Genomic DNA, 24,424 nt, shown 5'->3' on the forward strand with positions numbered 1-24,424 from the left:
GTCCGTCCGCGCGGGGCCGGCGGACGGCTCGCCGGCCGTCCGGATGTGCCACCCTTGCCAGCCCCCGTGACCGACCGGCGCACCCCCATCCGCCCCCTCCGGCGTTCCGTCGCGGACGCCCCCGGGTCGGCCGACGAGGCCGTTTGCAGGGCTTCCTGCGACCCGTCCGGGGCGGGGCCTACCGTCGACCCCATGGCCCCCTCCGTGCTCGTGGACGGACGCCCCGGCGCGTCGCTGACGGCCCATCACCCGCTGGGCACGTCGACCGGGCACCTCGTCGAGCTGCGCGGCCAGTGGGACCTGCTCGTCCGGCGCGCGCTGGACGTCTCGACGCTGGCGGTCGAGCTCGCCGCGCTCTCCGAGCCCGAGTTCCTCGGCCTGTGCGAGTGGCTCGCCGGCACCAGCCGCGAGCTGCCGTTCCGCTTCCTCTCCGTGCACGCGCCGACGAAGCACCGCCAGCTGCCCGAGGACGAGCTCGTGGCCCGGCTGCTCGCGCTGCCCGCCGCGGTCGACGCCGTCGTCGTCCACCCGGACACGATCGAGGACCCTGCGCCCTACGCGGCCCTCGGCCGGCTGCTCGTGCTCGAGAACATGGACGCCCGCAAGCACGGCGGACGCACGGCGGACGAGCTCGAGGCGTACTTCGCGGCGCTCCCCGACGCCGGCTTCTGCCTGGACGTCCCCCACGCCGGGTCGATCGATCCGACGCTGGGCGAGGCCCACGAGCTGCTCGACGCGTTCGGGGAGCGGCTGCGGCACCTGCACGTGTCGTCCGTGGACGCGGGCTGCCACCACGTGCCGCTGACCGCGGCGGACGAGGAGGCGTTCGCGCCGATCCTGGCGCGCTGCCGGGACGTGCCGTGGATCCTCGAGGCGGACCTGCCGCGGCGCTGACCGACGGCGGTCCCGTGCGGCAGCGGCGTTGCGGACGGTGCGCCGCCGCGCCGCGCCGGTAGCGTTCGCGCCGTGACGGACACCCCGCAGGGCGCGCTCGAGCTGCTCGCCGGCCACGCCCGCAGCGGCTTCCCCCACCTGCGCGCCGCCCGCGCGCGCACGGATCGCGACCTGGAGACGATGCGCGCGTCGCTGCGGGACGTCCCGCGCGATCCGGACGCGTCGATCGTGCTCATGGGGTCGTGGGGCCGCCGCGAGCGCACCTCCGGGTCGGACGACGACTTCCTCGTCCTCGTCGGCGGCGACCCGCGCCCCGACGCCCGCCCCGCGCTCGAGCGCCTGGGCGACGTGATCGGGGCCGGCGAGGCCAAGCCGGGCACGCAGGGCGTCTTCGGCCAGCAGGTGTTCGTCGGGCCGATGGTCGGCAACATCGGGCTGGAGGACGACTCCAACGCCAACCTGACCCAGCGGATGCTGCTCGCGCTCGAGTCCGTCCCGGTCGTCGGCCGCGAGGCGTACCGCGGCGCGCTCGAGCGGGTCGTCGACGGCTACCTCGCCGGCCAGGCGAAGGACTACCGGCCGCCGCGGTTCCTGCTGAACGACCTGATCCGCTACTGGCGGACGATCTGCGTCGACTTCGCCGGCAAGGCGCGGGCCGAGGAGGCGAAGTGGGGCATGCGCAACGCCAAGCTGCGCCTGAACCGCAAGATGCTCTTCGCCGGCGGGCTGATCCCGGTCCTGCTGTGCCAGCTGCACCGCCGCGAGGAGCAGCGGCCGTTCCTGCTCGACGCGCTGCAGGCCCCGCCGACCGACCGGCTGGCGGACGCCTTCCTGCGCTACGAGGCGGTGGACGAGGGCGTCCGCGCGCTCGGCGCCTACGACCGCTGGATCGGGATGCTCGACGACGGGGACGTCCGCGCGCGGCTGACCGCCATGACGCGGGCGCAGGCGGCGGAGGACCGGCTGTTCCGCGAGGTGCGGGGGCTGGCGAAGGAGTTCGAGCAGGGGCTGCTGGCCCTCCTCTTCGAGACGCGCCTCAGCCCGCTGGCGCGCGAGTTCGTCGTCTTCTAGGCGCCGCGCGGCCCATCGTCGCCCGGCGCGGAGAGCGCCGGGAGGGTGCCGCGGGCGCGGGCCTTCCACGCCCCGGGCACGAGGCGCGAGGCCGCGACCCGGCGCGCGGCCAGGCAGCGGTAGGCCGCCGACGCGAGCGGGCGGGGCGCCAGGCGGGCGGCCTGCAGCGCCAGGCGCAGCGCCGGCGTGGCGATCCGCGGCGCCAGCCCGTCCAGCACGTCGGCCTCGGAGCGCAGGCGCTCGCCGTCCCACAGGTGCCAGCTCGCCTCGCGCGCGTCGCGGGGCAGGTGGCCCAGATGCGCGTCGCCGAGCGGCCCCTGCAGCGTCGCGAGCGCGAGCGCCCCCGGGCGGGAGCGGCGCGCGAGGCCGACGACGCCCCAGACGCAGAACCGGCAGTCGCGGTCGTAGAAGAGGAGCGCCGGCGCCGGGTCCATGCGTGCAGCCTACGCGGGCGGGACCGCTCCGGCGTTGCCCGCCCCCGGCAGGGAACTGCTCAGATCGTGATGAATAACGCGGGTCACGTTCTCGCCGTGAGCGGCCGAATCGCCCCGGTCGTCCTCATACCATGAGCGCATGTCCGGAGCAGCAGCGGCGCCCGATCGCCCGCACATCACCATGTCCAAGGGCACCCGCTACATGAACATCGCGGCCGTCGCGATCCCGTTCATCGGCGTGCTCGTCGCCATCGTCCTGCTGTGGAACAGCGCCGTGACGTGGTTCGACATCGGCCTGACGGTCGGCCTGTACCTGATCAGCGCGTTCGGCGTGACGATCGGCTACCACCGCCTGCTCACGCACGGCGCGATCCAGGCGAAGCCGTGGGTGCGCTACGCGTTCGTGATCGCGGGCTCCACCGCGATCGAGGGTCCGGCGCTGATCTGGGCCGCCGATCACCGCAAGCACCACGCGCACACCGACAAGGAGGGCGATCCGCACTCCCCGCACGTCGGCGGTGGCGAGGGCCTGCGCGGCCTGTGGCACGCCCACGTCGGCTGGCTCTGGTCGACGGAGATCGAGCGCGGCTGGCCGCGCAAGCACACCCCGGACCTGCTGCGCGACAAGGGCCTGGTCCGCATCTCGAAGGCGTTCCCGTACATCGCGCTGATCTCGCTCGCGATCCCGTTCGTCGCGGGCTGGCTGTACCACGGCTCGATCGGCGGCGCCTTCCAGACCTTCGTGTGGGCCGGCCTCGTCCGGGTGTTCTTCATCCACCACGTGACCTGGAGCGTCAACTCGATCTGCCACTTCTCGGGCTACCGCCGCTTCGACGTCGACGACCACTCGCGCAACAACCCGGTGCTGGCGATCCTCTCGCTCGGCGAGTCCTGGCACCACAACCACCACGCGTTCCCGCGCTCGGCCTCGCACGGCATGCGCTGGTACGAGATCGACCTGTCCGCGCTCGTCATCAAGGCGTTCGTGAAGGCGGGCCTGATGCACAAGCCGGTCTACATCAGCCGCGAGCGGCAGGACGCCAAGCGCCTCGGCGCCCCGGCCGCCCAGCCGGTCGCCGCCGACTGACCCCGCCCCTCCCCCACTTCGCAGCACCGCGCGCCCGGCTCGTCCGGGCGCGCGTCGTTTCGGGGCTGCGCCGCCCCGGCGCCCTAGCCCGTGATGCCCACCATGGCGGCGGGGTGGGCGGGCAGCGCGGGACTGCGCCGCCGCGCGACGCCTCAGCCCGTGATGCCTACCATGGCGGCGCAGTCCCAATTCCCCGCCCCGGCGCCGCCGGCCCACAGCTTCGCGGCCAGGCGGTCCTGCTCGGCCTTCGGCGCCTGGTACGCGTTCGGCGTGGAGCCGCCGAGGGCGCGCCAGGTCTGCGGCATGAACTGGTAGTAGCCGGAGGCGCCCACGGAGTTCGGCGGGACGTTCTGGCCGCCGGACTCGCACTGCACGATCGGCCACGGGATCGCCCAGCCGCCGGACGGCGCGGCCGTGGCCGCGGCGCCGCCCCCGCCCTTGCCGCTCGCGGCGCGGGTGCTGGCGGCGCGGGCGGCGTACTGCCGGGCGGCGCGGGCCTGCGCGGCCTCGAGCCGCGCGAGGGTGCGCTCCGCGCCCTGGCGGCGGGCGCGGGCGTTCGACAGGGCCGCCAGGCGGGCGCGGTGCGCCTGGGCCACGGCGGCGCGGCGCTGCTCCAGCCCCGCCTGCATCTGCGCCATGGCGTCGCGCTGGCGCGTCAGCATCTCGGCCTGGCGCGCCTGGCTGCGGCGGAGGGCCGTCAGGCGCCGCTCGTCGCCGGCGGCCTCGTTGCGGGCGCCGCGCACGGCGTCGACGACGCTCGAGTCGTGCGTCTGGACGCGGCGCAGGAAGTCGACCCGCTCGAGCAGGTCGGAGAAGCCGTCGGAGCTCATCACGACCTCGACGACGCCCGGCGGGTCGGCGGTGTAGCGGGTGCGCAGCACGCGGGCGAGGACGTCGCGGCCGCGGTCGAGCTCGCGGCGCAGGCGGACGAGGCGCGCGCGGGTCCGGCGCAGGTCCGTCGTCGTGGACGCGAGCCTCGCCCGCGCGGCGTCGTACTGCGCCTGCACCTCGGCGAGCCGCCGGCTCGCGACCGCGACGGCGCGGGACGCGGACGCCTCGAGGGCGCCCAGGCGGTCGGCGGTCGACCGCAGGCGCGACTCGCGGTCGCGCTGGCGGGCGATCTCGCCGCGCAGGGCGGACGAGCTCGGCGCGCCGGGCGCCGGCAGCGGGGCGAGGACGAGCAGGAGCAGCGCGAGGACGAGGCCGCCGGCGAGCACGCCGGTGCGGCCCCGGAGGGCGAAGGGAACGAGCATGGTGTGGCGCGCCGTCGACGGCAGTCCGGCGCGACAGGCGACGCTAGCCGGGCGGCGCCGCCCCGGCGAGCGCTGCAGGCCATCGTGCGGTCAGCGGGCGCCGCGCCGCCGCAGGGCGAGCTCGAGCGCGAAGCGCGCATCGGGGTCGTCCAGGTCGACGGCGAGCGTCTCCCGGACGCGGGCGACGCGGTAGCGGACGGTCTGCGGGTGCAGGTGCAGCGCCTCGGCCATGCGGGGTCCGTGACCGCGGTGGTCGAGCCAGGCGCGGATCGTTTCGAGGTGGCGCTCGCGGCGGCCGGCGGCCAGCGCGTCGAGCGGCGCGAGGACGGCGTCGGCGAGCTCGTCCGCGGCCTCGCCGTCGCCGTGCACGACGATGGCGGGCAGGTGCGCGGCGGCGCGCAGCGTGCCGTCGGCCGGCGCGGCGACGCGCCCTTCGGCGACGAGCCCGGCGAGCGTGCGCGCGCGGCGCCAGGAGCGGGCGACGTCCTCCCACGGCACGGTGGGCCCGAGGACGGCGCCGCGGCCGGCCAACGCGTCGGCGGCGCGCTCGGCCACGGCGGGCGCGGGCACGATGCCGACGGCCCCGCCGTCGGCGCCGGCGGCGACGATGCCGGGGTCGATCCGCAGCAGGTCGCCGGGGCCGTCGGCGCCGGGAGCCACGAGCACCGCGACGGCGCGCGGCGGCCGCCAGCCCAGCTCGGCGGCGGCCGCCGCCAGGTCCTCGGGGCTCGGGGGGCGCGGGCCGGTGACCAGCCGGACCAGCGTGTCGCGCAGCCGCTGGGTGGCGCCGGCGCGGAGGGACTGCTCGTGCGCCCAGCCGGTGACGGACAGCCCGGCGAGCCGGTGGATGTAGGCGAAGATGGCGTCGCCCAGGCGGATGAGGGTGGCGGGATCGGCGCCGTGCTCGTGGGCGGTGTCGGCGAAGCGGCGCCAGGCCACGCGGGCGCCGGTCCGGTACGCGGACTGCAGCGCGTCGAGGGTGCGGCCGGAGCGGACCTCGCCGCGGCCGAGCTCCTCGTAGACGCGGGTCTCGCCCGCCGGGTGCGCGGGGTCCTCGAGCAGGCTGACGAACTCGCCGAGCGCCACCTCGACGCCCTGGCGGACGGCGTGGCCGAAGGCGCCCTCGAACGGGCGGCGGTAGGTCGGCACCTCGTCCCGGATCGCGACGAGGATCTCGCGGGCGACGTCCGGGAGGGTGCCGCGCAGCACGGGGCCGAGCTCGGGCGGGAGCGCGGCGATGCGATGACGGGCGTCGGCCTGCGCGGGGAGGGGGTCGTCCGCCATCCGGCGCGATTCTACGCGTGCCCTGATGACGTCGGGCCCGGCGGCGGCGACGAGGGGGCGTCGCGCGGCCGGGCCTTCATCACGTCCTGCGTACGGCGGCGCGCCGGCCGCGGGGGCCGGCCCGCGGGCCGCGCCGGAGCGGCGCGGCGGCCGGGGCCTACAGGCCGACGATGACGGACTTCGTCTCGAGGTAGTTGCTCAGCACCTCCTCGCCCATCTCGCGGCCCCAGCCGCTCTGCTTGTAGCCGCCGAACGGCAGCTCGGCGCCGAACACGTGGTACGTGTTGATGTGGACGGTGCCCGCCTTGATGCGCTTGGCCAGGCGGTGCGCCTTCGAGATGTCGCGCGTCCAGATGCCGGCCGCCAGACCGTAGTGCGAGTCGTTGGCCTGACGGGCGAGGTCGTCGACGTCGGAGAACGGCATCGCGGCGATGACGGGCCCGAAGACCTCCTCGCGGACGATCGCGTGCTGGGCGTCGGCGCCGGTGATGACGGTCGGCTGCACGAAGTAGCCGGGCCGGTCGATCGCCTGGCCGCCGGTCACGTGCTGCGCGCCCTCCTCGGCGCCCAGCCGCAGGAAGTGCGTCACGCGGTCGAACTGCTCCTGCGAGACGAGCGGCCCCATGTCGGTGTCGGCCTCCATGCCGTGGCCGACCTTGATGCTCTGCGCGGCGCTCGAGATGCCCTCGACGACGCGGTCGAACTGCGACTCCTGGACGTACAGGCGCGAGCCGGCGGAGCAGACCTCGCCCTGGTTGAAGAAGATGCCCTGCGCGGCGCCGGCGATCGCGGCGTCGACGTCGGCGTCGTCGAAGACGATGTTCGGGGACTTGCCGCCGAGCTCGAGCGTGACGCGCTTGAGGTTGCCCGTCGCGGCGCGGGCGATGATCTTGCCGACCTCGGTGGAGCCGGTGAACGCGATCTTGTCGACGTCGGGGTGCTCGGCCAGGCGCGCGCCGGCCGTCTCGCCGTAGCCGGGGACGACGTTGACGACGCCGGCGGGCACGCCGGCCTCGAGCATGAGCTCGCCCAGGCGCAGGGCCGACAGCGGCGTCTGCTCGGCGGGCTTCAGGACGACGGTGTTGCCGGTCGCGAGGGCCGGGCCGAGCTTCCACGCGGCCATGAGCAGCGGGAAGTTCCACGGGATGACCTGGCCGACGACGCCGAGCGGCTCGCGCAGCGTGTAGGCGTGGAACTCGCTGTCGCCCGGCAGGTACGGGACGGACGGCGTGATCGTGCCGCCCTTGAGCTTCGTGGCCCAGCCGGCCATGTACCAGAAGAGGTCGGCGGCGAGGGCGACGTCGGCGCCGAGCGCCACGGCCTTCGGCTTGCCGTTGTCGAGCGTCTCCAGCTCGGCGAGCTCCTCGGCGTGCTCGGCGATCAGGTCGCCGATGCGGTGGACGATGCGGCCGCGCTCGGAGGGGCTGATCCGCGACCACGGGCCGTCCTCGAAGGCGCGGCGCGCGGCCTTCACGGCGCGGTCGATGTCCTCCGCGTCGCCCTCGGCCACCGTCGCGAGCACCTCGCCCGTGCCGGGGTCGACCGTCTCGAACGTGCGGCCCGACGCGGCGTCGACCCACTCGCCGTCGATGAGCAGCTTCTTCGGGCCCTGCAGGAACGCGCCGGCGTGCTGGGCGGGGGTGACGCTGGTGGTGGCCATGGTGTCTCCGTGTCCTTCGGGTGGGCCGCGGCCGACGGCCGCGGGGGTGTGATGGGGCGCACCGTACGCCCGCCCCCGTTGCCGCCGCGTTGCATTCGACGAGCGGCAACGCGCCAACTTCGACCGTCCGGGTGTGTGACGGCGCGCACGCGCGGGAAAAGGCCCCGTACGCCCGCGCGCGGGCGTACGATCCGCGGCAGGAGCCCATGCGAAGCCGCACCGTCGATCCATGGGCCGCGTCGGACGCCGCGGCCGATCCCGTCCGTCACGCCCTCCTGCTGGCGCGGCTGAACGAGACCGCGCGCAGCGGTCGGCGCGTCGACGACGCCGTGCGCCCGGTCGTGGGCCGCTCGTGGCAGCGGTCCGCGGCGGCCGGCGTCGACCCCGCCGTCGCCGGGCGGCGCGCCGTGGCCGGCGACGCGCTCGAGGCGCGGCGCTCCTCCCATCCCCTCACGCGCGCCCGCCCCGTGGTCGCGCGCCTGGTGCGCGACCTGAGCGCGAGCGCCCCGCACGTGTTCGCGCTGTCGGACGGCGGCGGCGTGCTGCTGTGGGTCGACGGCGCCGAGGAGGCGGTCGAGCGCGCCGGGGGCGAGATGGCCTTCGAGCCCGGCACGGACTGGAGCGAGCGCGCGGCGGGGACGAACGCCGTCGGCACGGCGCTCGTCGAGGACCACGCCGTCCAGATCTTCTCGGCGGAGCACTTCCGTCCCGCGGTCCACGGCTGGACGTGCTCGGCCTCCCCCATCCACTGTCCCGAGACGGGCGAGGTGCTCGGCGTCCTGGACGCGACGGCCGACCTGCGCACCGTGGACCCGCGGACGCTCCCGTTCCTCGTCGCCACCACGCGCGCCGTCGAGAGCATGCTGCGCGCCGAGGCCGACCGGCGCGACGCCCGGCTGCTCGCGCGGGTGCGGCAGCGGCCGGCCGGCGCCCCGCGTCCCGCCCTGGCCCTCAGCCCGGTGGGCCGGGTCGTCCCCCTGGCCGGGGGCGGTGCGACGACCGGCACGACGGACGGGCGCTGGCGCCTGCCCGCCCCCGGGCCCGAGGGCGGCCCCGTGCGGCTGCCGGACGGGCGGATGGGGCACGCCGAGCCGGCGGGCGCCGACGGATTCCTCGTCTACGCGGACGCCCCGTCGCGACGGCCCCGGCCGTCCGTGCACCTCGAGCTGCTGGGGACGGCGAGCCCCCTGGCTCGCCGACGGGACGGCGCGCAGCCGCTCTCGCGCGGCCACGCCGAGGTGCTCGCCCTCCTGGCCCGCCACCCCGAGGGCCTGTCCGCCGAGCGCCTGGCGGTCCTGCTGCACGGGGACGACGCGCACGCCGGCACCGCCCGCGCGGCCTGCTCGCGGCTGCGGTCGCGGCTGCCCGGCGTCGTGCTGACGCGCCCGTACCGCCTGGCGGACGGGGTCTCCTGCGACCTGCTCGAGGCCCGCCGGCGCCTGCAGGCGGGCGACCTGGCCGGGGCGGTCGGCGCGTACCGCGGGCCGCTGCTGCCGGACAGCGTCGCGCCGGGGGTGCGGGAGATCGCCGACGAGCTGCACGCCGAGCTGCGCGGCGCGGTGCTCGAGGCCGGGGACGCCGAGGCGCTCGCCGCCTGGTGCGCGACGCCCCACGGCGCCGGCGACCTGCGCGCGGCCGAGGCGCTCGTGCGGGCGCTGCCGCCGGGCGACCCCCGACGCGGCGCGGCCGCGGGGCGGATCGCCGCGCTGCGCCGGCGCCTGGGCCTGCGCGCCGGGCCGGGCGCGGTCGCCGCGGGCGGCTGACGGCCCGCGTCCCCCTCACGGCCGAAGTAGGAGGTGGCACCTCTCGCTTCCGGTCGGCATGATGTCGCGCGTGAGCAGCCTCGATCCCCGGACCCCCGTCGTCGTCGGCGTCGGCCAGACCGTGCACCGCCCCGACGACGGCAGCGCCGCCCCGTCCCCGCTGGACCTGATGGCCGAGGCCGCGCGGCGCGCGGCCGGGGACGCCGGCCCGGGCGGCGACGCGCTCCTGCGGCGCGCGGACGGCGTGGCGATCGTCGACGTCTTCTCGTGGCCCGTCCCCGACCCGGGCGCGCTGCTCGCCGCGGAGCTGGGGCTGCGGCCCGCCGAGACGGTGCGCACGGTCATCGGCGGCAACGGCCCGATCGCCTTGCTCGCCGACGCCGCCACGCGGATCGCGGCCGGCGAGCGCGAGGTCGTCCTGCTCGGCGGCGGCGAGGTCGGCACCGCGATGCGCGCCGCGGCGCTGGGCGGGCCGCAGCCCGACTGGCCCACCCAGCCCGAGGGCACGACCCCCACGCGCGTCGTCGGCACCGACCGGCCGCCGTCGCACGACGCCGAGCTCGCGGCGGGCCTGATGATGCCCGTCAACGTCTACCCCGTCGTCGAGCACGCGCTGCGCCACGCCGCGGGCCGCACGCCGCAGGAGCAGCGGGACTGGATCGGCGGCTGGTGGGCCCGCTACAGCGCGATCGCGGCGGAGCACCCGCAGGGCTGGTCGCGGACCCCGATGACCGCGGAGGAGATCGCGACCCCGGCGGGCGGCAACCGCCTGATCAGCGACCCGTACACCCGGGCGATGAACGCGAACATCGCCGTCGACCAGGCCGCGATGCTGCTGGTCACGTCGGCCGGGGCGGCCGAGGCGGCGGGGATCCCGCGCGACCGCTGGGTGTTCCTGCACGGCACCGCGGGAGCGAGCGACCACTGGTTCGTCGGCGAGCGGGAGCGCCTGGACCGCTCCCCCGCGATCGCCGCGGGCGGCCGCGCGCTCTTCGGGCACGCCGGGATCGACGCGGACGACGTCGCCCTGGTCGACCTGTACTCGTGCTTCCCGTGCGCGGTGCAGGTCGGCGCGCGCGAGCTGGGCCTGCGCGTGGACGACCCGGCGCGGCCGCTGACGGTCACCGGCGGGCTGTCGTTCTTCGGCGGCCCCGCGAACGACTACGTCACGCATGCGCTCGCGACGCTGGTCGAGCAGGCGCGCGAGCGGCCGGACGAGCTCGCGCTGTCGAGCGCCGTCGGCTGGTACCTGACCAAGCACGGCCTGGCGCTCCTCTCGGCCACGCCGCCGGCCCGCCCGTACGCGCACCACGACGTGCAGGCCACGGTCGACGCCGGCCCCCGGCGCGAGATCGTCCCGCAGGCGGCGGGCACCTGGACCGTCGAGTCGTACACCGCGGCGTACGAGCGCGACGGCACGCCGGCGCTCGGGACCGTGGTGGCGACGGACGATGCGGGCCGACGGGCGTTCGCGCGGTCGTCGGACGGCGCGGATCTGGAGCGCCTGCTCGCCGGGACCGCGATCGGCGGCGCCGTCGAGCTGGACGGCGCCGGCGGGTTCGCGCTCTAGCGGCGCCTCAGCGGCCCGGCAGGAGGACGATCTTGCCGCGGCCGCGGCCCGCCTCGAGCTCGCGGTGGGCGTCGGCGGCCGCGGCGAGCGGGAACGTGGCGCGCACCGGCAGGCGCATCGTGCCGTCGGCGAGCCCCGCGACGAACGTCTCGAGCCCGGGGATGCTGTCGATGTCGCCGTCGCCGGCGCTGAAGCGGACGCCGTGGTCGGCCGCGTCGTCGGCCGCCACGGTCACGACCCGGTCGGGCCCGCCGGCCAGGGCGACCGCGCCGCCCAGCTCGCCGTGCCCGGACGCGTCGATCACCGCGTCGATCCCGCCCGGGGCGGCGGCGCGCACGCGCTCCTCCCAGCCCTCGCCGCGCACGACCGGGGTCGCGCCGAGCCCACGGACGTCGTCCTGACGGTCCTCGGCGGCGACGCCGACGACCGCGGCCCCCCGGGCGACCGCCAGCTGGACGGCGGCCGAGCCGACCCCGCCGGCGGCGCCGAGGACCAGGACGGTCTCCCCCGCGCCGACGCCGAGCAGCTCGAGCGTGCGGTACGCGGTGCGCGCGACGGTGCCGGCGCCGGCGGCGACCTCCCACGGCACCCCGGCCGGGCGGCGCACGAGCGACTTCGGGCGGGCCAGCGCCAGCTCGGCGTAGCCGCCGCCGGCCGCGGCGCCCAGCACCTCGTCGCCGACCGCCAGCTCGGTGACGCCCTCGCCGAGCGCGTCGACGACGCCGGCGACGTCGACGCCGAGCCCGCGCGGGGCCTCCAGGTCGCCCGAGGCGAACACGCCGGAGCGCATCTTCGCGTCGAACGGGTTGACCGCCGCGGCCTGCACGCGCAGCCGCACCTGGCCCGGGCCCGGCTGCGGATCGGGGACGTCGACGACCTCGAGGACGTCGGGATCGCCGTACCGGGAGAAGCGGACCGCCTGGCTCATGGCGGCGACGCTACCGGGCGCGACCGCGTCGACGGCGTGCGCGGACGCCGCCCACCCCCGGGCGGGGGACGCGCTGGCCCCGGAACGGCGAAGGCCCGCCGATGGGCGGGCCTTCGTCGTGGAGGTGGAGACGGCGGGAGTTGAACCCGCGTCCGCGACCGCGCAAGGAGCGGCGTCTACGAGCGTAGTCGGCGTTTCTGGGTCTCACGCTCCGTCGGTTCCGTCGACCCACGTCGGGAGCGCCAGCCCTCCTAGAAGGTGTCCCCGGTGCGACGAGGGCGTCCGCACCGGGTGATCCGGCTGAAGTGATACCGGCGATCCCCACCACCGGCGAGCGGGGGCCGATACCTCACGGCGCTAGTGGTTGCTAGGCGGCGAGGGCGTACTCGTGAGAGTCCGCATGTGTGTGTTGTGCCGGGGTTTTACGAGGCCTCCGGCACCTCGACTCGCAACCACTCCCGCGAACCGACCGCGTCGAAGCCTGTCGCCCCCGAGAGTGCCCGCCCCCTGGTCGAGGACGGATGTCCAGTCTAGCGCGCCGACGCCCGGCCGAGAAGACCCTCCCCCGCCCGGGCGGCCGTGAGACGCCGCACACGCGGCGTAAGCGGACTTGACGGTCCGCTTGCGGAGTCGTACGGTCGCCGTCGCACCGAAATACGGACCCTCAGGTCCGCTTCTTCCCGAAGGCCCCTCCATGCACCTCGACCCGCCGCACCCCGATCCCGAGCGCCAGCTGCACCACCCGGCGCGCATCCTGTCGATCCTGAGCCTCTGCGCGCTCGCGTTCGCGCTCGCGCAGACCATGGTCGTCCCCGCCCTCACGACGCTCCAGCGCGAGCTGGGCACGGACGCGAGCGGCGCGACCTGGACGATCACGGCCTACCTCCTCTCGGCCGCGGTCTTCACGCCCGTCGTCGGCCGCCTGGGCGACATGTTCGGCAAGCGCCGCATGCTCATCGTCGCCCTCGCCGCGTTCACCGTCGGCTCGGCCGTCTCGGCGATCGGCTCCTCGCTCGGCGTCGTCGTCTCCGGCCGCGTGCTGCAGGGCGTCGGCGGCGGGATCTTCCCCCTCTGCTTCGCGATCGCCCGCGACGAGCTGCCGAGCGAGAAGGTGGCGGTCGGCATCGGCGCGATCTCCGCCGTCCTCTCCGTCGGCGGCACCCTCGGCCTGGTGCTCGGCGGCCTGCTCCTGGACCACGCCAGCTACCACTGGATCTTCTGGGTCGGCGCCATCCTGGGCGTCGCCGGCACCGCGGGCGCGTACCTGGCCGTCCCCGAGTCTCCCGTCCGCGTGCCGGGCAAGGTCGACGTGCGCGGCGCCCTCGTCTTCGGCGTCGGCATCGTGATCCCGCTGCTCGCGATCTCCAAGGCCAACGACTGGGGCTGGGGCTCGGCGCGCGTCGTCGGGATGATCCTCGGCGGCCTGGCGATCCTCGCGGCGTGGGTGCTGCTGCAGTCGCGCACCGCGGAGCCGATCGCCCACGTGCCGACGCTGCGCCGGCCGGCCGTCCTCTTCACCAACCTGGCGACGGTCCTCGTCGGCTTCGGCATGTTCGGCTCGTTCGTCGTCCTGCCGCAGCTGCTGCAGTCGCCCGAGGCCACGGGCTACGGGTTCGGCCTGGACGCGACGACGTCCGGCCTGGTGATGGTCCCCGGCGGCCTGATCTCGATGTTCGCCGCCCCGCTGTCGGGCCGGATGGGCGCCAAGGTGGGCAGCCACGTCCCGCTCGCGATCGGCGGCGCGCTGTCGGCCGCCGGCCTGCTCATGCTCGCCGAGCTGCACGGCTCGATCGGCCTGATCATCGTCGGCTTCGCGGTCTCCTCCGTCGGCATCGGCCTGGCCTTCGCCGCCATGCCGAACCTGATCGTCGACGCGGTCTCGGCGGCGCGCACCGGCGAGGCGACGGGCTTCAACACCGTCATGCGCTCCGTCGGCTCGTCCCTCGGCTCGCAGCTCGTGGTGACCGTCCTGACCGGCAGCGCGATCGCCGGCAGCCCCCTGCCCACGGACGGCGGCTACACCGACGCCTTCGCGATGCTGGCCGGGGTGACCTTGGTCGCCGGCGTCGTGGCCGCGCTCGTGCCCCGCATGGCCGCCCGCGGCGACCGCCGGACCGCCGCCCGCGAGGCCGCCGGCGCCGCAGGCCGCTGACCCCGGCCCGCCGCCGCCCCCTGCGGGGTGGCGATGCGCCGCCCTCCGGGGCCGTACGATGGCGCGCATGAGCGACCGTCCCCCCGTCCCCGCCCCGCGGCGCCCGTCCGCGGGCGGCGACGGCGGGCGCCCACAGCGCTCCGACGCGGTGCGCAACCGTCGCCGCGTCGTCGAGGCGGCGACGGAGGTCTTCGGCGAGCGCGGGCTCGACGCCCCGGTCCCCGAGATCGCCCGGCGCGCCGGCGTCGGGAAGGGCACCGTCTACCGCAACTTCCCGACGAAGGAGCAGCTCGCCGCCGCCGTCGCGGTCGCGAACCTGGAGCGCTACGAGGCGATCCTCCGCGAGACGCTCGCGGCCGCGTCGGCCGAGGACGCCGTCGCGGCGCTCTTCGGCGCGGCGGCGGAGCACCTGTCCCGCGACCGGGTGCTGGGCCAGTCCGTCGGCGCGGTCGCCGACGACCCCGAGGTGCTGGGCTGCCAGGCCCGCATCGAGGAGCTGATCGCCGAGGCGCTGCGCCGCGGCCAGGCCGCCGGCGTCGTCCGCGACGACGTCACCGCGGACGACGTGAAGGTCGTCTTCATCGGCATCGGCCGGGTGCTGCCGCCCGTCGGGCACGGCGGCCGGCGCGAGCTGTGGGACCGGATGATGCTGCTGGCCCTCGACGCGCTGCGGCCCGGCGGCAGCGCCCTGCCCCGGGGCTTCTCCGGCGCGGACGAGAGCCGCGAGACGCTGCGCGCCGCGCGGACGACTCTGCGCTGACGGCGCGCCGGCGCTAGACCGGCGGCTCCTTCCGCTCGTCCGGGTCGACCGCGTCCGACGGGCTGCCCAGCGGGTCGTCCTCGGGCGGGGCGATCTCCTCGGGCGTCGGGCCCGCGAGCGCCTCGTCCTCCTCGAGCCAGCCGGCGCCCGCGGAGACCGCGGCGATGACCGGCGTGGCCAGGAACGCCCCGGTGATCCCCAGCAGGGCCGACCCCGCCCCGACGCCCAGGAGCACCGTGATCGGGTGCAGGCGCACCGAGCGGCCGATGAGCAGCGGGTACAGGATGTTGCCCTCGACCTGCTGGACGATGAGCGCCACGACGAGGGCGCCGAGCGCGCCCTCGACGCCGTTCGTCGACAGCGCGACGAGCATCGACGCCAGCCCGGCGACGATCGCGCCGACGTACGGGATGAAGGCGAGGACGAAGGTCAGCACGCCGAGCGGCACGGCGAGCGGGATGTCGAGGATCGTCAGCCCCAGTCCGACGCCGACGCCGTCGATGACCGCCACCGTCACCTGGCTGCGCGTGTACTGCTGCACCGCCGTCCACGCCCGCTGGCCGCCCTCGTGCCAGGAGCGGCGGCGCTCGGCCGGCGCGAAGCGCAGCACGCCGCGCCAGAAGCCGGTGCCGTCGACGAGCAGGTAGATGAGCATCATCAGCGACAGGAAGATGCTCGCGGCGACGCTCATCACGCCCTGCGCGGCGGTGATGACGCCGGTGCTCAGCTGGCCGCCGATGTCGCCGAGCGAGTCCTCGGCCTTCTTCGTCGCCTGCTCGGTGAAGCGCTGGATGTCGGAGTCCTTCAGCCCCAGGTCGTGCAGCACGTCGGGCAGCTGCTGCACGCCGTCCTCGACCTGCGAGACCAGGTCCTCCGCCTGCTTGACGATGTCCGGCGTGACGAGCGTGAGCAGCCCGCCGATCAGGCCGATCGTCAGCAGGACCGTCAGGATCGCCGCCGGCACCCGCGGCACGCGGAGACGGGCGTGCAGGAACGTCGCCACCGGGGTCAGCAGCGCCGAGAGCAGCACCGCGATGAAGAACGGCAGCAGGATGAACGACAGGCGGCTCCAGACGAGCAGCAGCCCGTAGCCGACGACCCCCACGATGCCGATGCGGAGCGCGACCAGGCTGAGCCCGTCGAGCGACACGCGCTGGCCCGACTCCTTCGGTGGCATGACGGGCATCATGGCGGGTCGCCCGCCGCGGCACGGCGCGGCGGCGCCTCCGGCCGGGGCCGGTCGGCGCGCAGGACGAGCAGCGGCCAGCCCGTCCGGACGTGCGTGGTGCGCCCCACCACCCGCATGCCGAGCCGCTCGCAGACGGCGAGCGAGCGCGCGTTGTCGGGGTGGACGAGCGAGACCACGTGGTCGCGCCCCAGGTCCGCCCACGCCACGCGCAGCGCGGCGCGGGACGCCTCGGTGGCGTACCCGTGGCCCCAGGCGTCGCGGCGCAGCCGCCATCCGACCTCGACCGTCCCCGCGGCGAGCCCGCGGGCGAAGCCGGGGACCGCGAGCCCGCAGAAGCCGAGCAGGGCCCCGTCGTCGCGCCGCTCGAGCGCCCACAGGCCGTGGCCGGCGCGCTCCCACTCGTGCTGCAGGCGGGCGCGCAGGTCCTCGCTCGCCCGCCGGTCCAGCGGGCCGGTGGCGATGTGCCGCATGACCTCGGGGTCGGCGTTCAGCGCGGCGAACGCCGCCGCGTCGTCCGCCCGCCAGCCGCGCAGCAGCAGGCGCGCCGTCCGCAGCTCGCGCGGTGCCGTCCCGGGATCCACGCCGGGCACGCTACGGCACCCCGTAGGCTTGCGACATGAGCACGAGCGCGGAGCACACCGACGTCGCCTGGGACCTGGAGACGCTCGTCCACGGCGAGGGCGCCGACGGCGTCCGGCGCCTGCTGGACGAGGCCCAGACGCAGGCCGACGAGTTCGCCCGCGCGTACCAGGGCAAGGTCGCCGAGCTGAGCGGGGCCGGCCTGGCGGCCGCCGTCGGCGAGCTCGTCGAGCTGTCGGACCTCGTCGGCCGCGCCGGCTCCTACGCCTCGCTGAAGTTCGCCGAGGACACGACGAAGCCCGAGCACGGCGCCCTCCTGGCGCTCGTGGAGGAGCGCGGCACCGCGATCCAGACGAAGCTCCTGTTCTTCGAGCTCGAGTGGACCGCCCTCGGCGACGAGCGCGCCGACGAGCTCCTGCGGGCCCCCGGCCTGGAGAAGGTCCAGCACTACCTGCGGACGGTGCGGCGCGAGAAGCCGCACATGCTGTCGGAGCCGGAGGAGCGGATCCTCGCGGAGAAGGCGTCCTCGAGCCGGGGCGCGTGGGACCGCCTGTTCGACGAGCTGACGTCGGTCATCGAGGTCGACCTGAGCACGACGAAGGCCGACGGCGACGGTCCCGTGCCGCTGGACGTCGCGCTCTCCCAGCTGACGAACCCGGACCGGGAGACCCGCCGCACCGTCGCCCAGGCCGTCACGAAGGCGCTCCAGCCGGGGCTCCGCACCCGCGCGTTCATCTTCAACACGCTGCTCCAGGACAAGGCCGTCGAGGACCGCCTGCGCCGCTTCCCCACCTGGATCGCGTCGCGCAACCTGGCCAACGAGGCGAGCGACGCCTCCGTGCAGGCGCTCGTCGACGCCGTGCAGGAGGCCTACGACGTGCCGCAGCGCTGGTACCGGCTGAAGGCCCGCATCCTCGGCGTCGACCGCCTGGCCGACTACGACCGCATGGCGTCCGTGTCGTCCGCGGACGAGCGCGAGTTCTCGTGGGCCGAGTCGACCGACCTCGTCTACACGAGCTTCGAGTCGTTCGCGCCCGAGATGGCCGACGTCGCCCGCACGTTCGTGGATCAGGGCTGGATCGACGCGCCGGTGCGCCCCGGCAAGCGCGGCGGCGCCTTCTGCTCCTACACGGTCCCCTCGCACCACCCGTACGTGCTGCTGAACTGGACGAGCCGCCGCCGCGACGTCCTGACGCTGGCGCACGAGCTGGGCCACGGCATCCACGCCTACCTGGCCCGCGACCGCGGCCCGTTCGAGCAGACGACCCCGCTGACGCTCGCCGAGACGGCGTCGGTCTTCGGCGAGACGCTCGTCTTCGACCGGCTGCTGAACGAGACGACCGAGCCGCAGGCGCGCCTGGGCCTGCTCGCAGAGCAGATCGAGGGCTCGATCGCGACGATCTTCCGCCAGACGGCGATGAACCGCTTCGAGGACGCGGTCCACACCGCGCGCCGCACCGAGGGCGAGCTGTCCGTCGACCGCTTCGGCGAGCTCTGGCACGCCTCGCAGGCCGCCATGCTCGGCGACGCCGTCGAGATCACCGAGGGCTACCGCTCCTGGTGGTCCTACGTGCCGCACTTCATCGGCACGCCCGGCTACGTCTACGCGTACGCGTACGGCCAGCTCATGGCGCTCTCGGTCTACGGCCGCTACCGCGAGGAGGGCGCCGGGTTCGCGCCGCGCTACCTCGAGCTGCTGTCGGCCGGCGGGTCGAAGTCGCCCGAGGACCTCGTCGCCATCGCCGGCCTGGACCTGACCGACCCGGGCTTCTGGCGCAGCGGCCTGGCGCTCGTCCGCGAGCAGCTCGAGCAGGCCGAGGCCGCCGCGGTGGCGGCCGGGGCGGTCACCGAGGCCTGAGCCCCGGTCTGGGGCGCGCGGTCGCGGTCGGTCCGCGCGCCGTGCCCGCCGGTCGGCGGCGCGGCCGCCGGCGCGCGCTCGCCGCTCAGCCGGCCGCCGGGTTAGGCCCCCGCACGCCCGCGCCGTGCGGCGCGTCGGCGGGCCGCGCCGCGTCGCCGGGGACGGCCGGGGCGGCCGCCGTGGCCGCGTCGGCCGGCGCGGTGCCGGGCACGGCGGCGTCGGCGGGGGCCGTCGCCGCCTCGGGTGCCGCGGCCGCCGGGCCGGCCGGCGCGGCGCCGGCCAGCTCGAGCGCCGGCGCCTCGCCCAGCACGGACCCGCGCCGCGGACGGCGCGCCTCGAGCAGCGCGCCGAGCGCCGCCATCACCAGGACGCCGCCGCCGAGGCCCGCCGTCACGCCGTCGCCGCCGCCGTCGTCGCCCCCGCCGCCGGCCCTCAGGCCCGGCGCCGCGGCGTCCTGCTCGTCCTGCACGCCGCCGACGACGGTGCCGGTCACGTCCTGCCCGCCGTCGGCGGGGGGCGTCGGCCCGGTCTGCGTCTTCTGCTGCTGCTCCTGCTGCTGGGCGGCGTCGCCGCCGGTGCCGCGGGGGCCCGATGCCTCGGCGCTCGACGTGCTCGACGGCGCGGCGCCGGCGGTGTCGCCCTGACTGCCGAGGGCCGCGCCCTCGAGGCCCTCGCTGCCGCTGCCCGACCCCGACTCGGTGCCGACGTCGCCGCTCGGCGCGGACGAGCCGGGCTCGGGCGACGTCGGCGCGTTCGCGGGCCCGTCGTCCTTCGGCTTCTCGTCGTCGCGCTCGGGGCGCTCCTTCTCCGGCGCCGTCCGCTGCCAGTCGACGTCGCTCAGGGGGAACGGCACGGCGTTGGCGCCGGGCGTCACCTGGGCGGTCCGCAGGACGCTCCCGCCGTAGCTGCCGTCGCGGGCCCGGGCATCGCCCACGAGCCACGTCGCGCCGTTCTGGCCGTTGCCGAGGATGTCCTTCGGCGCGACGCCCTGGGCCCGGTACGCCTGCACGACCAGCGCGGTGGCGTAGGCGTCCGGCTTGCCGTCCGGCGTCGCGGGGAACGCGCCCTGCACGTTGTGCTTCTCCCGCAGGAAGAGGAAGCTCGCGCCGCCGACCCCACCCGTGGGGATGCTCGCCGCCTTCATCGCCTGCAGCACGAGGGCCGTCGTGTCGACCCGGCTGGGCACCGACGGCGCGCCGCTCCCGGGCGGCGGCTTGACGGTGCGCGCCCAGCCTCCCGACGGGTCCTCCACGCTCTTCAGCCACCCGGCGATGGCCGTGGAGGGGTTGCCCTGATCGAGCAGGCCCGCCTTCCCGGCGGCGACGAAGCCGAGCGTGGCCCACGCCGACGCCTCGACGTCCGGCGTCGAGCCCCCCGGCGTGGCGGGGACGCCGGTCATCCGGGAGCCATCCTCGAGCACGCGCTCGCGCAGGCGGGCGACGAGATCGAAGCCCACCGCCCCCGCCGGCTTCTCCATGGCCGCGACGACCATGAGCAGGCGGCTCAGATCGTCCGTGCGCGTCAGCTCCCGGGCGTGCCGCTTCAGGTACTGCCAGGCGCTCGGATCGCCGGCCTTGCGGACCTGATCCTCGGGGTGGGCCTTGACCGACGCGAGCGCCAGCGCCACCCAGACCGTCGTCGCCGGATCCGACGCCCCGCCCCGCGTGGCCGGGAACCCGCCGTCCGCGTTCTGCGACCGCTGCAGGTAGCCGACGGTGGCGTCCAGGCTCGACGCCGCGGTCGCCGCCGGGGGCACGACGTACGGGACGACCACCGCGACCCCGCCCCCCGCCAGGACGGCGGCCGCCGCCGCGACCGTCGCCCAGCGCGCCACGGGGCGCGCGAAGGGGACGCGGTGAGGGGCGGACGACCGGGGCATCGAGGGGGGACGACGCGCCGCGAACCGGGCGGATCCGCGGGGCGACGGTGCCCCGACGGTACCATCTTCGGGCGCCCGAACTCGCCGTGCCGGACGAGCGTTCGGGGCCGTCTAGCGGCGCGACTCGCGCAGCGCGCGCTGCATCTCGCGCTGCTGGTCGCGGCGCTTGATGTCCTCGCGCTTGTCCGCGACGTTCTTGCCGCGCGCGAGGGCGATCTCGACCTTGATCCGGCGGTCCTTCGGGTAGATCCGGGTGGGCACGAGCGTCAGGCCCTCCTGCTTGGCCTGGCCCAGCAGCCGGTCGATCTCGCGGCGGTGCGCCAGCAGCTTGCGCGGGCGGTCCGGCAGGTGGTTGTTCATGGCCGCCGGCGCGTACGGCTCGATCCGCAGGTTCTGCAGCCAGAGCTCGCCGCGGCGGACGTCGACGTAGGCGTCCCCCATCGCGACGCCGTGCGTGCGCAGCGACTTGACCTCGGTGCCGGACAGCACGATGCCCACCTCGAGCCGGTCGAGCAGCTCGTAGCGGAAGCGCGCCTGGCGGTTGTAGCCGTAGTCCCCTCCGGACGGCTTCTTCTTGGTCTTCGCCATGAACCGTCGAGCGTATCGCCGCGCCGCCCCGGCCGCCCGGCGGCGGGGGCGGCTCAGCCCGCGTCGGCGCGGCGGCCCCGGCGCCGCCCCGCGTCGGCCGCGGGCAGGAGCGACACGCGGCCCCGCGCCGGGTCGACCCGCTCGACGGCGACGGACAGCGGGTCGCCGATCCGCAGCGTGCCGCCCGACCGCGAAGCGGTCAGCACGGTGCCCAGCTCGTTCAGGTCCCACCAGTCCTCGCCGCCCAGCCGGCGGACGGGCAGGAAGCCCTCGAACGCCTCGTCGTCCAGGTGCGCGCCGCCGAAGCGCACGAACGCCCCGCCGGCGGTGATCCCGGTGACCTCGCCCTCGAACCGCTGCTGCCAGCCGTGCGCGAAGAGCGTGCGCTCGAGCAGGAAGGCCCGCGCGATCGCGTCGGCGGTCCGCTCGATCCCCATCGCCTCGCGCTCCGTGGCCGAGCACCAGATCCCGAGCTCCTCCAGGCGGCTGCCGGACCCTGCCGGGGCGTCCTCGCCGCCGCCGACGAGGGACAGGATGGCGCGGTGCGCCACCAGGTCGGGGTAGCGCCGGATCGGCGAGGTGAAGTGGCAGTAGTGCTCCAGCCCCAGGCCCGCGTGGCCGAGCGGCTTCGGCTCGTACCGCGCCTGCTGCAGGGCGCGCAGGACGAGGTACGACAGGCCCGCGCGGCCGTGGCCCGTCGCGCGGACGTGGGCGTCGACCCGGCGCGAGAGCTCGGCGACGAGGGCGGCGGCGTCCTCGGGGCTCGCGCCGTCGTCCAGGCCGGGGCTCGTCACGCCGACGCTGGCCAGCTGGTCGGCCAGGCGCTGCACGCTCGACACCTGCGGCAGCCCGTGCACGCGGTGCAGGGCGGGCACGCCGGCGTCCGCGAGGAGCTTGGCGACCTGCTCGTTCGCCCCGACCATCAGGTGCTCGATCAGCCGGTGCGCCTCGGTCTGCCGCTCGATCGCGATGCCGTCGACGTGGCCGTCGTCGTCGAAGCGGAACTGCGGCTCGCCCGTGTCGAGCTCGAGCGCGTTCGTCGTCCGCTCGCGCCGGTCCTGCAGGGCGCGGGCGACCCGGCGGGCGACGTCGAGCGGCGTCGCCCACGGGTCCTCCGCGCGCTCCTCCCGGGCGAAGATCCGGTCGACCTGGTCGTACGTCAGCCGCGCGTCGGAGTGGATGAGCGACCGGGCGACGCTGGCCCGCAGCACGCGGCCGCCCCGCAGCTCCATCTCGACGGTCACCGCCAGGCGGTCGACGCCGGGGACGAGCGAGCACGCGTCGTTCGACAGCGCCCGCGGCAGCATCGGCTCGACGGTGCCGGGGACGTAGACGCTCGTGCCGCGCCACCGCGCGTCCTCGTCGACCGCGCCGCCGGGCCGGACGTAGGCCGCCACGTCGGCGATGTGGACCCACACGCGGCAGTGCTCCGGGTCGCCGTCGATCGCCTCGGCGCTGATCGCGTCGTCGAAGTCGCGGGCGGTGACGGGATCGATCGTGAAGGTCGGCAGCTCGCGCAGGTCGCGCCGCTCGCGCTCGTCCTCGCCGACGGGGGCGGACGCAACCGCCTCGGCCTCCAGGCCCACGGACCGCTGCACCCGCCGCGGCAGCCCGCGGTCGAGGAGCAGCGCCTCGAGCACGTCGCGCGCCACGTCCGGCCGGCCGACGGCCCGCAGGACCTTGTGCCCGCGCGCCCGCCGGCCGCGGGCGTCGGGGACGAGCAGCGCGATCCGCCCCTCCCCCGTCTCGCGCGCCCCGCGCTCGACGGTCACCCGCCGGCCGCGCTCGAAGAGCGGCTCGGCGATCCAGTGCTTGCCCCGGCGGCGGAGCACGCCGACGACCGGCGCGCCGGGCCCCTCGTCGCGCCAGACGTCGCGCGGCAGGACGGGCTGGCCGTTGCGCGTCAGCTCGACGCTGCCGGCGCCGCGCGGGCCGCGGCCGGCGGGCGCGGCGCGCTCCTCCCGGCGGTTCGCCGCCCGGCGCGCGGCCCGGTTGGGCCCGGCGGGCCGGCCGCCCGCCGCGGCCCCGGCGCGCCGCTCGCCGCGCGCGCGGGCCTCCTTCGGCCGCTTCGAGCTCGGCCCGGGGCCGCGCCCCTTCGCGCGGCCCTTCGGCCCCTTCCGCTTGCCGCCCTTGCCTGCCATCCCGGGCCCTCTACCCGGCGGCGACCCGCAAGGCGCGCGCGAGCGCCTCGTCGGCCGGGGTCTTCGGGTCGTCCTCGGCGCGCACGTCGGGCGCCAGGCCCTTGCCCCGCGCCGTGCCCCGGCCCCCGAGGTTGCGGTCCTTCGGCGTGAAGTACTGGCCGGCGGTGATGTCGAGCGCGCCGCCGCTGGCGAGCGGCTCGACGCGCTGGAAGACGCCCTTGCCGAACGTGTGCGTGCCGACGATCGTGGCGCGGTCGCGGTCCTGCAGCGCCCCGGTGACGATCTCGGACGCCGACGCCGACCCGCGGTCGACCAGGACGACGAGCTTCTGCCGCGGGAACGGCGGGTCGTCCGTGGCGGTGTAGCGCTGCTCGCCGATCGTCCGCCCGCGCAGCGTCACGACCGTCCCGCCGTCGAGGAACAGGCTCGCGACGCCCTGCGCCTCGTTCACCAGCCCGCCGGGGTTCGACCGCAGGTCCAGGACGAAGCGCTCGGCGCCTCGGGCCTTCAACCGCACGAACGCGCGCCCCACCTGCTGCGCGGCGCCGTTGGTGAACTGCGCGAGCCGCACCACGCCGACCTTCTGGCCGCCCTCCGTCCGCAGCGCCGAGTCGACGATCGGCACCTCGACGGGGCGCCGCTCCGACGTGACGGACACGCGGCGGTCCTTGCCGCCCTCGCGCCGCAGCAGGACGAGCGCCACCTTCGTCCCGGCCGGGCCGCGGACGCTGTTCGACGCCTGGTCGGCCGTCAGGCCCGCCAGGCGCTTGCCGCCGGCCTCGACGATCCGGTCGCCCTCCCGCACGCCGGCCTCCTTCGCCGGCGACCCCGGGTAGACCGTGTTGACGCGCAGGCCCTTCGGATCCTCGGACACGACGACGCCGATGCCGTCGAAGCGGTTGTCCTGCGACTGCTGGAAGCGCCGGAAGTCGGTCGGGTTCAGGTACTGCGAGAAGCGGTCGTCCAGCCCCTGGACCATGCCGCCGATCGCGTCGTCGACGAGCTCGGCCTTCCCGGGGTCGCGGTAGTAGTCGTCGCGCAGCAGGCCGAACGCCTCGTTGATGGCGGCCGCGCCGTCGCGGTCGACGATGCGGTCGCGCAGGACGGACGGCAGGCGCTCGGGCTCGCGGGCGCCGACGTACGCGCCGGCCGAGAAGATGGCGCCCACGACGACGAGGAGGACGAGGGCGCCGAGCACGCCTCGCAGGACCCGGGATCCGAAGTGCACCCCGACAGCATGCCGGGCGGCGAGGCGGCGCGCGCCTGCGGGCGCGGCGTCCCGGAACGACGACCGCCGCCGGGCGCGGACGCGCACCGGCGGCGGGGATCGCGGC

General features: G+C 76.5%; 19 protein-coding genes and 1 other RNA gene. 8 read left to right on the forward strand and 12 right to left on the reverse strand.

The features are described 5' to 3' along the window. The first annotated feature begins 192 nt into the window (after positions 1–192). Positions 193–894 carry a hypothetical protein gene (locus tag J3P29_RS13525; RefSeq protein WP_210494009.1) on the forward strand — a complete coding sequence of 234 codons (702 nt, stop codon included), beginning with the start codon at positions 193–195 and terminating at the stop codon, positions 892–894. 72 nt (positions 895–966) lie between these two features. Further along, positions 967–1,965, forward strand: coding sequence for a hypothetical protein (locus tag J3P29_RS13530; protein WP_210494010.1), 999 nt, complete (start codon positions 967–969; stop codon positions 1,963–1,965). Here the strand turns inward: J3P29_RS13530 and J3P29_RS13535 are convergent. Continuing rightward, on the reverse strand, positions 1,962–2,399 hold the full coding sequence (locus J3P29_RS13535) for a DCC1-like thiol-disulfide oxidoreductase family protein (RefSeq protein ID WP_210494011.1): 438 nt from the start codon (positions 2,397–2,399) through the stop codon (positions 1,962–1,964). The genes J3P29_RS13530 and J3P29_RS13535 overlap by 4 nt on opposite strands. 139 nt (positions 2,400–2,538) lie before the next feature. On the opposite strand from J3P29_RS13535, the gene J3P29_RS13540 reads away from it, so the two are divergent. Next, entirely contained in the window at positions 2,539–3,486 is a 948-nt protein-coding gene (locus J3P29_RS13540; protein ID WP_246851922.1) for an acyl-CoA desaturase, read from the forward strand. Positions 3,487–3,638: 152 nt separating this feature from the next. Here J3P29_RS13540 and J3P29_RS13545 read toward each other — a convergent pair whose 3' ends face one another. From J3P29_RS13545 to J3P29_RS13555, 3 genes are all read right to left on the reverse strand, one after another. After that, positions 3,639–4,739 (reverse strand): transglycosylase family protein, encoded by a 1,101-nt coding sequence (locus J3P29_RS13545; protein WP_210494013.1) that lies wholly within the window; start codon positions 4,737–4,739, stop codon positions 3,639–3,641. A 90-nt stretch (positions 4,740–4,829) separates the two neighbouring features. After that, positions 4,830–6,023: a helix-turn-helix domain-containing protein gene (locus J3P29_RS13550; protein ID WP_210494014.1), complete on the reverse strand. Its 1,194-nt coding sequence runs from the start codon at positions 6,021–6,023 to the stop codon at positions 4,830–4,832. Positions 6,024–6,180: 157 nt separating this feature from the next. Continuing rightward, positions 6,181–7,683, reverse strand: coding sequence for an aldehyde dehydrogenase family protein (locus J3P29_RS13555; protein WP_210494015.1), 1,503 nt, complete (start codon positions 7,681–7,683; stop codon positions 6,181–6,183). Between the two features lie 206 nt (positions 7,684–7,889). Between J3P29_RS13555 and J3P29_RS13560 the strand changes: the two genes are divergently transcribed. After that, positions 7,890–9,446 (forward strand): hypothetical protein, encoded by a 1,557-nt coding sequence (locus J3P29_RS13560; RefSeq protein WP_210494016.1) that lies wholly within the window; start codon positions 7,890–7,892, stop codon positions 9,444–9,446. Between the two features lie 70 nt (positions 9,447–9,516). After that, entirely contained in the window at positions 9,517–11,016 is a 1,500-nt protein-coding gene (locus J3P29_RS20820) for an acetyl-CoA acetyltransferase (protein WP_210494017.1), read from the forward strand. A 7-nt stretch (positions 11,017–11,023) separates the two neighbouring features. On the opposite strand, the gene J3P29_RS13570 is transcribed toward J3P29_RS20820, so the two are convergent. After that, on the reverse strand, positions 11,024–11,944 hold the full coding sequence (locus tag J3P29_RS13570) for an NADP-dependent oxidoreductase (RefSeq protein ID WP_210494019.1): 921 nt from the start codon (positions 11,942–11,944) through the stop codon (positions 11,024–11,026). A gap of 122 nt (positions 11,945–12,066) precedes the next feature. After that, positions 12,067–12,436: a transfer-messenger RNA gene (gene ssrA, locus J3P29_RS13575) on the reverse strand. A gap of 202 nt (positions 12,437–12,638) precedes the next feature. Here ssrA and J3P29_RS13580 point away from each other — a divergent pair. Next, positions 12,639–14,096: an MFS transporter gene (locus J3P29_RS13580; RefSeq protein ID WP_246851923.1), complete on the forward strand. Its 1,458-nt coding sequence runs from the start codon at positions 12,639–12,641 to the stop codon at positions 14,094–14,096. A 67-nt stretch (positions 14,097–14,163) separates the two neighbouring features. Then, positions 14,164–14,856 carry a TetR/AcrR family transcriptional regulator gene (locus J3P29_RS13585; RefSeq protein WP_246851924.1) on the forward strand — a complete coding sequence of 231 codons (693 nt, stop codon included), beginning with the start codon at positions 14,164–14,166 and terminating at the stop codon, positions 14,854–14,856. 13 nt (positions 14,857–14,869) lie between these two features. On the opposite strand, the gene J3P29_RS13590 is transcribed toward J3P29_RS13585, so the two are convergent. Together J3P29_RS13590 and J3P29_RS13595 are read right to left on the reverse strand one after the other, a co-directional pair. After that, positions 14,870–16,033, reverse strand: coding sequence for an AI-2E family transporter (locus J3P29_RS13590; RefSeq protein ID WP_210494021.1), 1,164 nt, complete (start codon positions 16,031–16,033; stop codon positions 14,870–14,872). 8 nt (positions 16,034–16,041) lie between these two features. Continuing rightward, positions 16,042–16,626, reverse strand: a complete 585-nt coding sequence (locus J3P29_RS13595; protein ID WP_210494022.1) for a GNAT family N-acetyltransferase — start codon at positions 16,624–16,626, stop codon at positions 16,042–16,044. A 35-nt stretch (positions 16,627–16,661) separates the two neighbouring features. Between J3P29_RS13595 and J3P29_RS13600 the strand changes: the two genes are divergently transcribed. Next, positions 16,662–18,482: a M3 family oligoendopeptidase gene (locus tag J3P29_RS13600; protein WP_210494024.1), complete on the forward strand. Its 1,821-nt coding sequence runs from the start codon at positions 16,662–16,664 to the stop codon at positions 18,480–18,482. A gap of 85 nt (positions 18,483–18,567) precedes the next feature. On the opposite strand, the gene J3P29_RS13605 is transcribed toward J3P29_RS13600, so the two are convergent. The 4 genes from J3P29_RS13605 to J3P29_RS13620 all read right to left on the reverse strand — a co-directional run bounded on the left by J3P29_RS13605 (position 18,568) and on the right by J3P29_RS13620 (position 24,318). Next, positions 18,568–20,316 (reverse strand): prenyltransferase/squalene oxidase repeat-containing protein, encoded by a 1,749-nt coding sequence (locus J3P29_RS13605; RefSeq protein ID WP_210494025.1) that lies wholly within the window; start codon positions 20,314–20,316, stop codon positions 18,568–18,570. 156 nt (positions 20,317–20,472) lie between these two features. Continuing rightward, the gene (gene smpB / locus J3P29_RS13610) at positions 20,473–20,949 is read right to left on the reverse strand and encodes an SsrA-binding protein SmpB (RefSeq protein ID WP_210494027.1); all 477 of its coding nucleotides are present in this window, start codon (positions 20,947–20,949) and stop codon (positions 20,473–20,475) included. A gap of 53 nt (positions 20,950–21,002) precedes the next feature. Continuing rightward, on the reverse strand, positions 21,003–23,090 hold the full coding sequence (locus J3P29_RS13615; protein WP_246851926.1) for an RNB domain-containing ribonuclease: 2,088 nt from the start codon (positions 23,088–23,090) through the stop codon (positions 21,003–21,005). A gap of 10 nt (positions 23,091–23,100) precedes the next feature. Continuing rightward, a complete protein-coding gene (locus J3P29_RS13620) occupies positions 23,101–24,318 on the reverse strand; it encodes a S41 family peptidase (RefSeq protein ID WP_210494028.1) in 1,218 nt (405 codons plus the stop codon). Between the last annotated feature and the right edge of the window lie 106 nt (positions 24,319–24,424).

The sequence above is a fragment of the Patulibacter sp. SYSU D01012 genome, from assembly GCF_017916475.1.
In the GTDB taxonomy this organism is placed as follows: domain Bacteria; phylum Actinomycetota; class Thermoleophilia; order Solirubrobacterales; family Solirubrobacteraceae; genus Patulibacter.

Bases quoted from the DNA above. Each gene is read 5' to 3' on its own strand.
- J3P29_RS13600 (WP_210494024.1), top strand. From the start codon at position 16,662: ATGAGCACGAGCGCGGAGCACACCGACGTCGCCTGGGACCTGGAGACG.
- J3P29_RS13535 (WP_210494011.1), bottom strand. From the start codon at position 2,399: ATGGACCCGGCGCCGGCGCTCCTCTTCTACGACCGCGACTGCCGGTTC.
- J3P29_RS13555 (WP_210494015.1), bottom strand. From the start codon at position 7,683: ATGGCCACCACCAGCGTCACCCCCGCCCAGCACGCCGGCGCGTTCCTG.
- J3P29_RS13590 (WP_210494021.1), bottom strand. From the start codon at position 16,033: ATGCCACCGAAGGAGTCGGGCCAGCGCGTGTCGCTCGACGGGCTCAGC.
- J3P29_RS13550 (WP_210494014.1), bottom strand. From the start codon at position 6,023: ATGGCGGACGACCCCCTCCCCGCGCAGGCCGACGCCCGTCATCGCATC.
- J3P29_RS13580 (WP_246851923.1), top strand. From the start codon at position 12,639: ATGCACCTCGACCCGCCGCACCCCGATCCCGAGCGCCAGCTGCACCAC.
- J3P29_RS13570 (WP_210494019.1), bottom strand. From the start codon at position 11,944: ATGAGCCAGGCGGTCCGCTTCTCCCGGTACGGCGATCCCGACGTCCTC.
- J3P29_RS13540 (WP_246851922.1), top strand. From the start codon at position 2,539: ATGTCCGGAGCAGCAGCGGCGCCCGATCGCCCGCACATCACCATGTCC.
- J3P29_RS13525 (WP_210494009.1), top strand. From the start codon at position 193: ATGGCCCCCTCCGTGCTCGTGGACGGACGCCCCGGCGCGTCGCTGACG.
- J3P29_RS13615 (WP_246851926.1), bottom strand. From the start codon at position 23,090: ATGGCAGGCAAGGGCGGCAAGCGGAAGGGGCCGAAGGGCCGCGCGAAG.
- J3P29_RS13560 (WP_210494016.1), top strand. From the start codon at position 7,890: ATGCGAAGCCGCACCGTCGATCCATGGGCCGCGTCGGACGCCGCGGCC.
- smpB (WP_210494027.1), bottom strand. From the start codon at position 20,949: ATGGCGAAGACCAAGAAGAAGCCGTCCGGAGGGGACTACGGCTACAAC.
- J3P29_RS13585 (WP_246851924.1), top strand. From the start codon at position 14,164: ATGAGCGACCGTCCCCCCGTCCCCGCCCCGCGGCGCCCGTCCGCGGGC.
- J3P29_RS13545 (WP_210494013.1), bottom strand. From the start codon at position 4,739: ATGCTCGTTCCCTTCGCCCTCCGGGGCCGCACCGGCGTGCTCGCCGGC.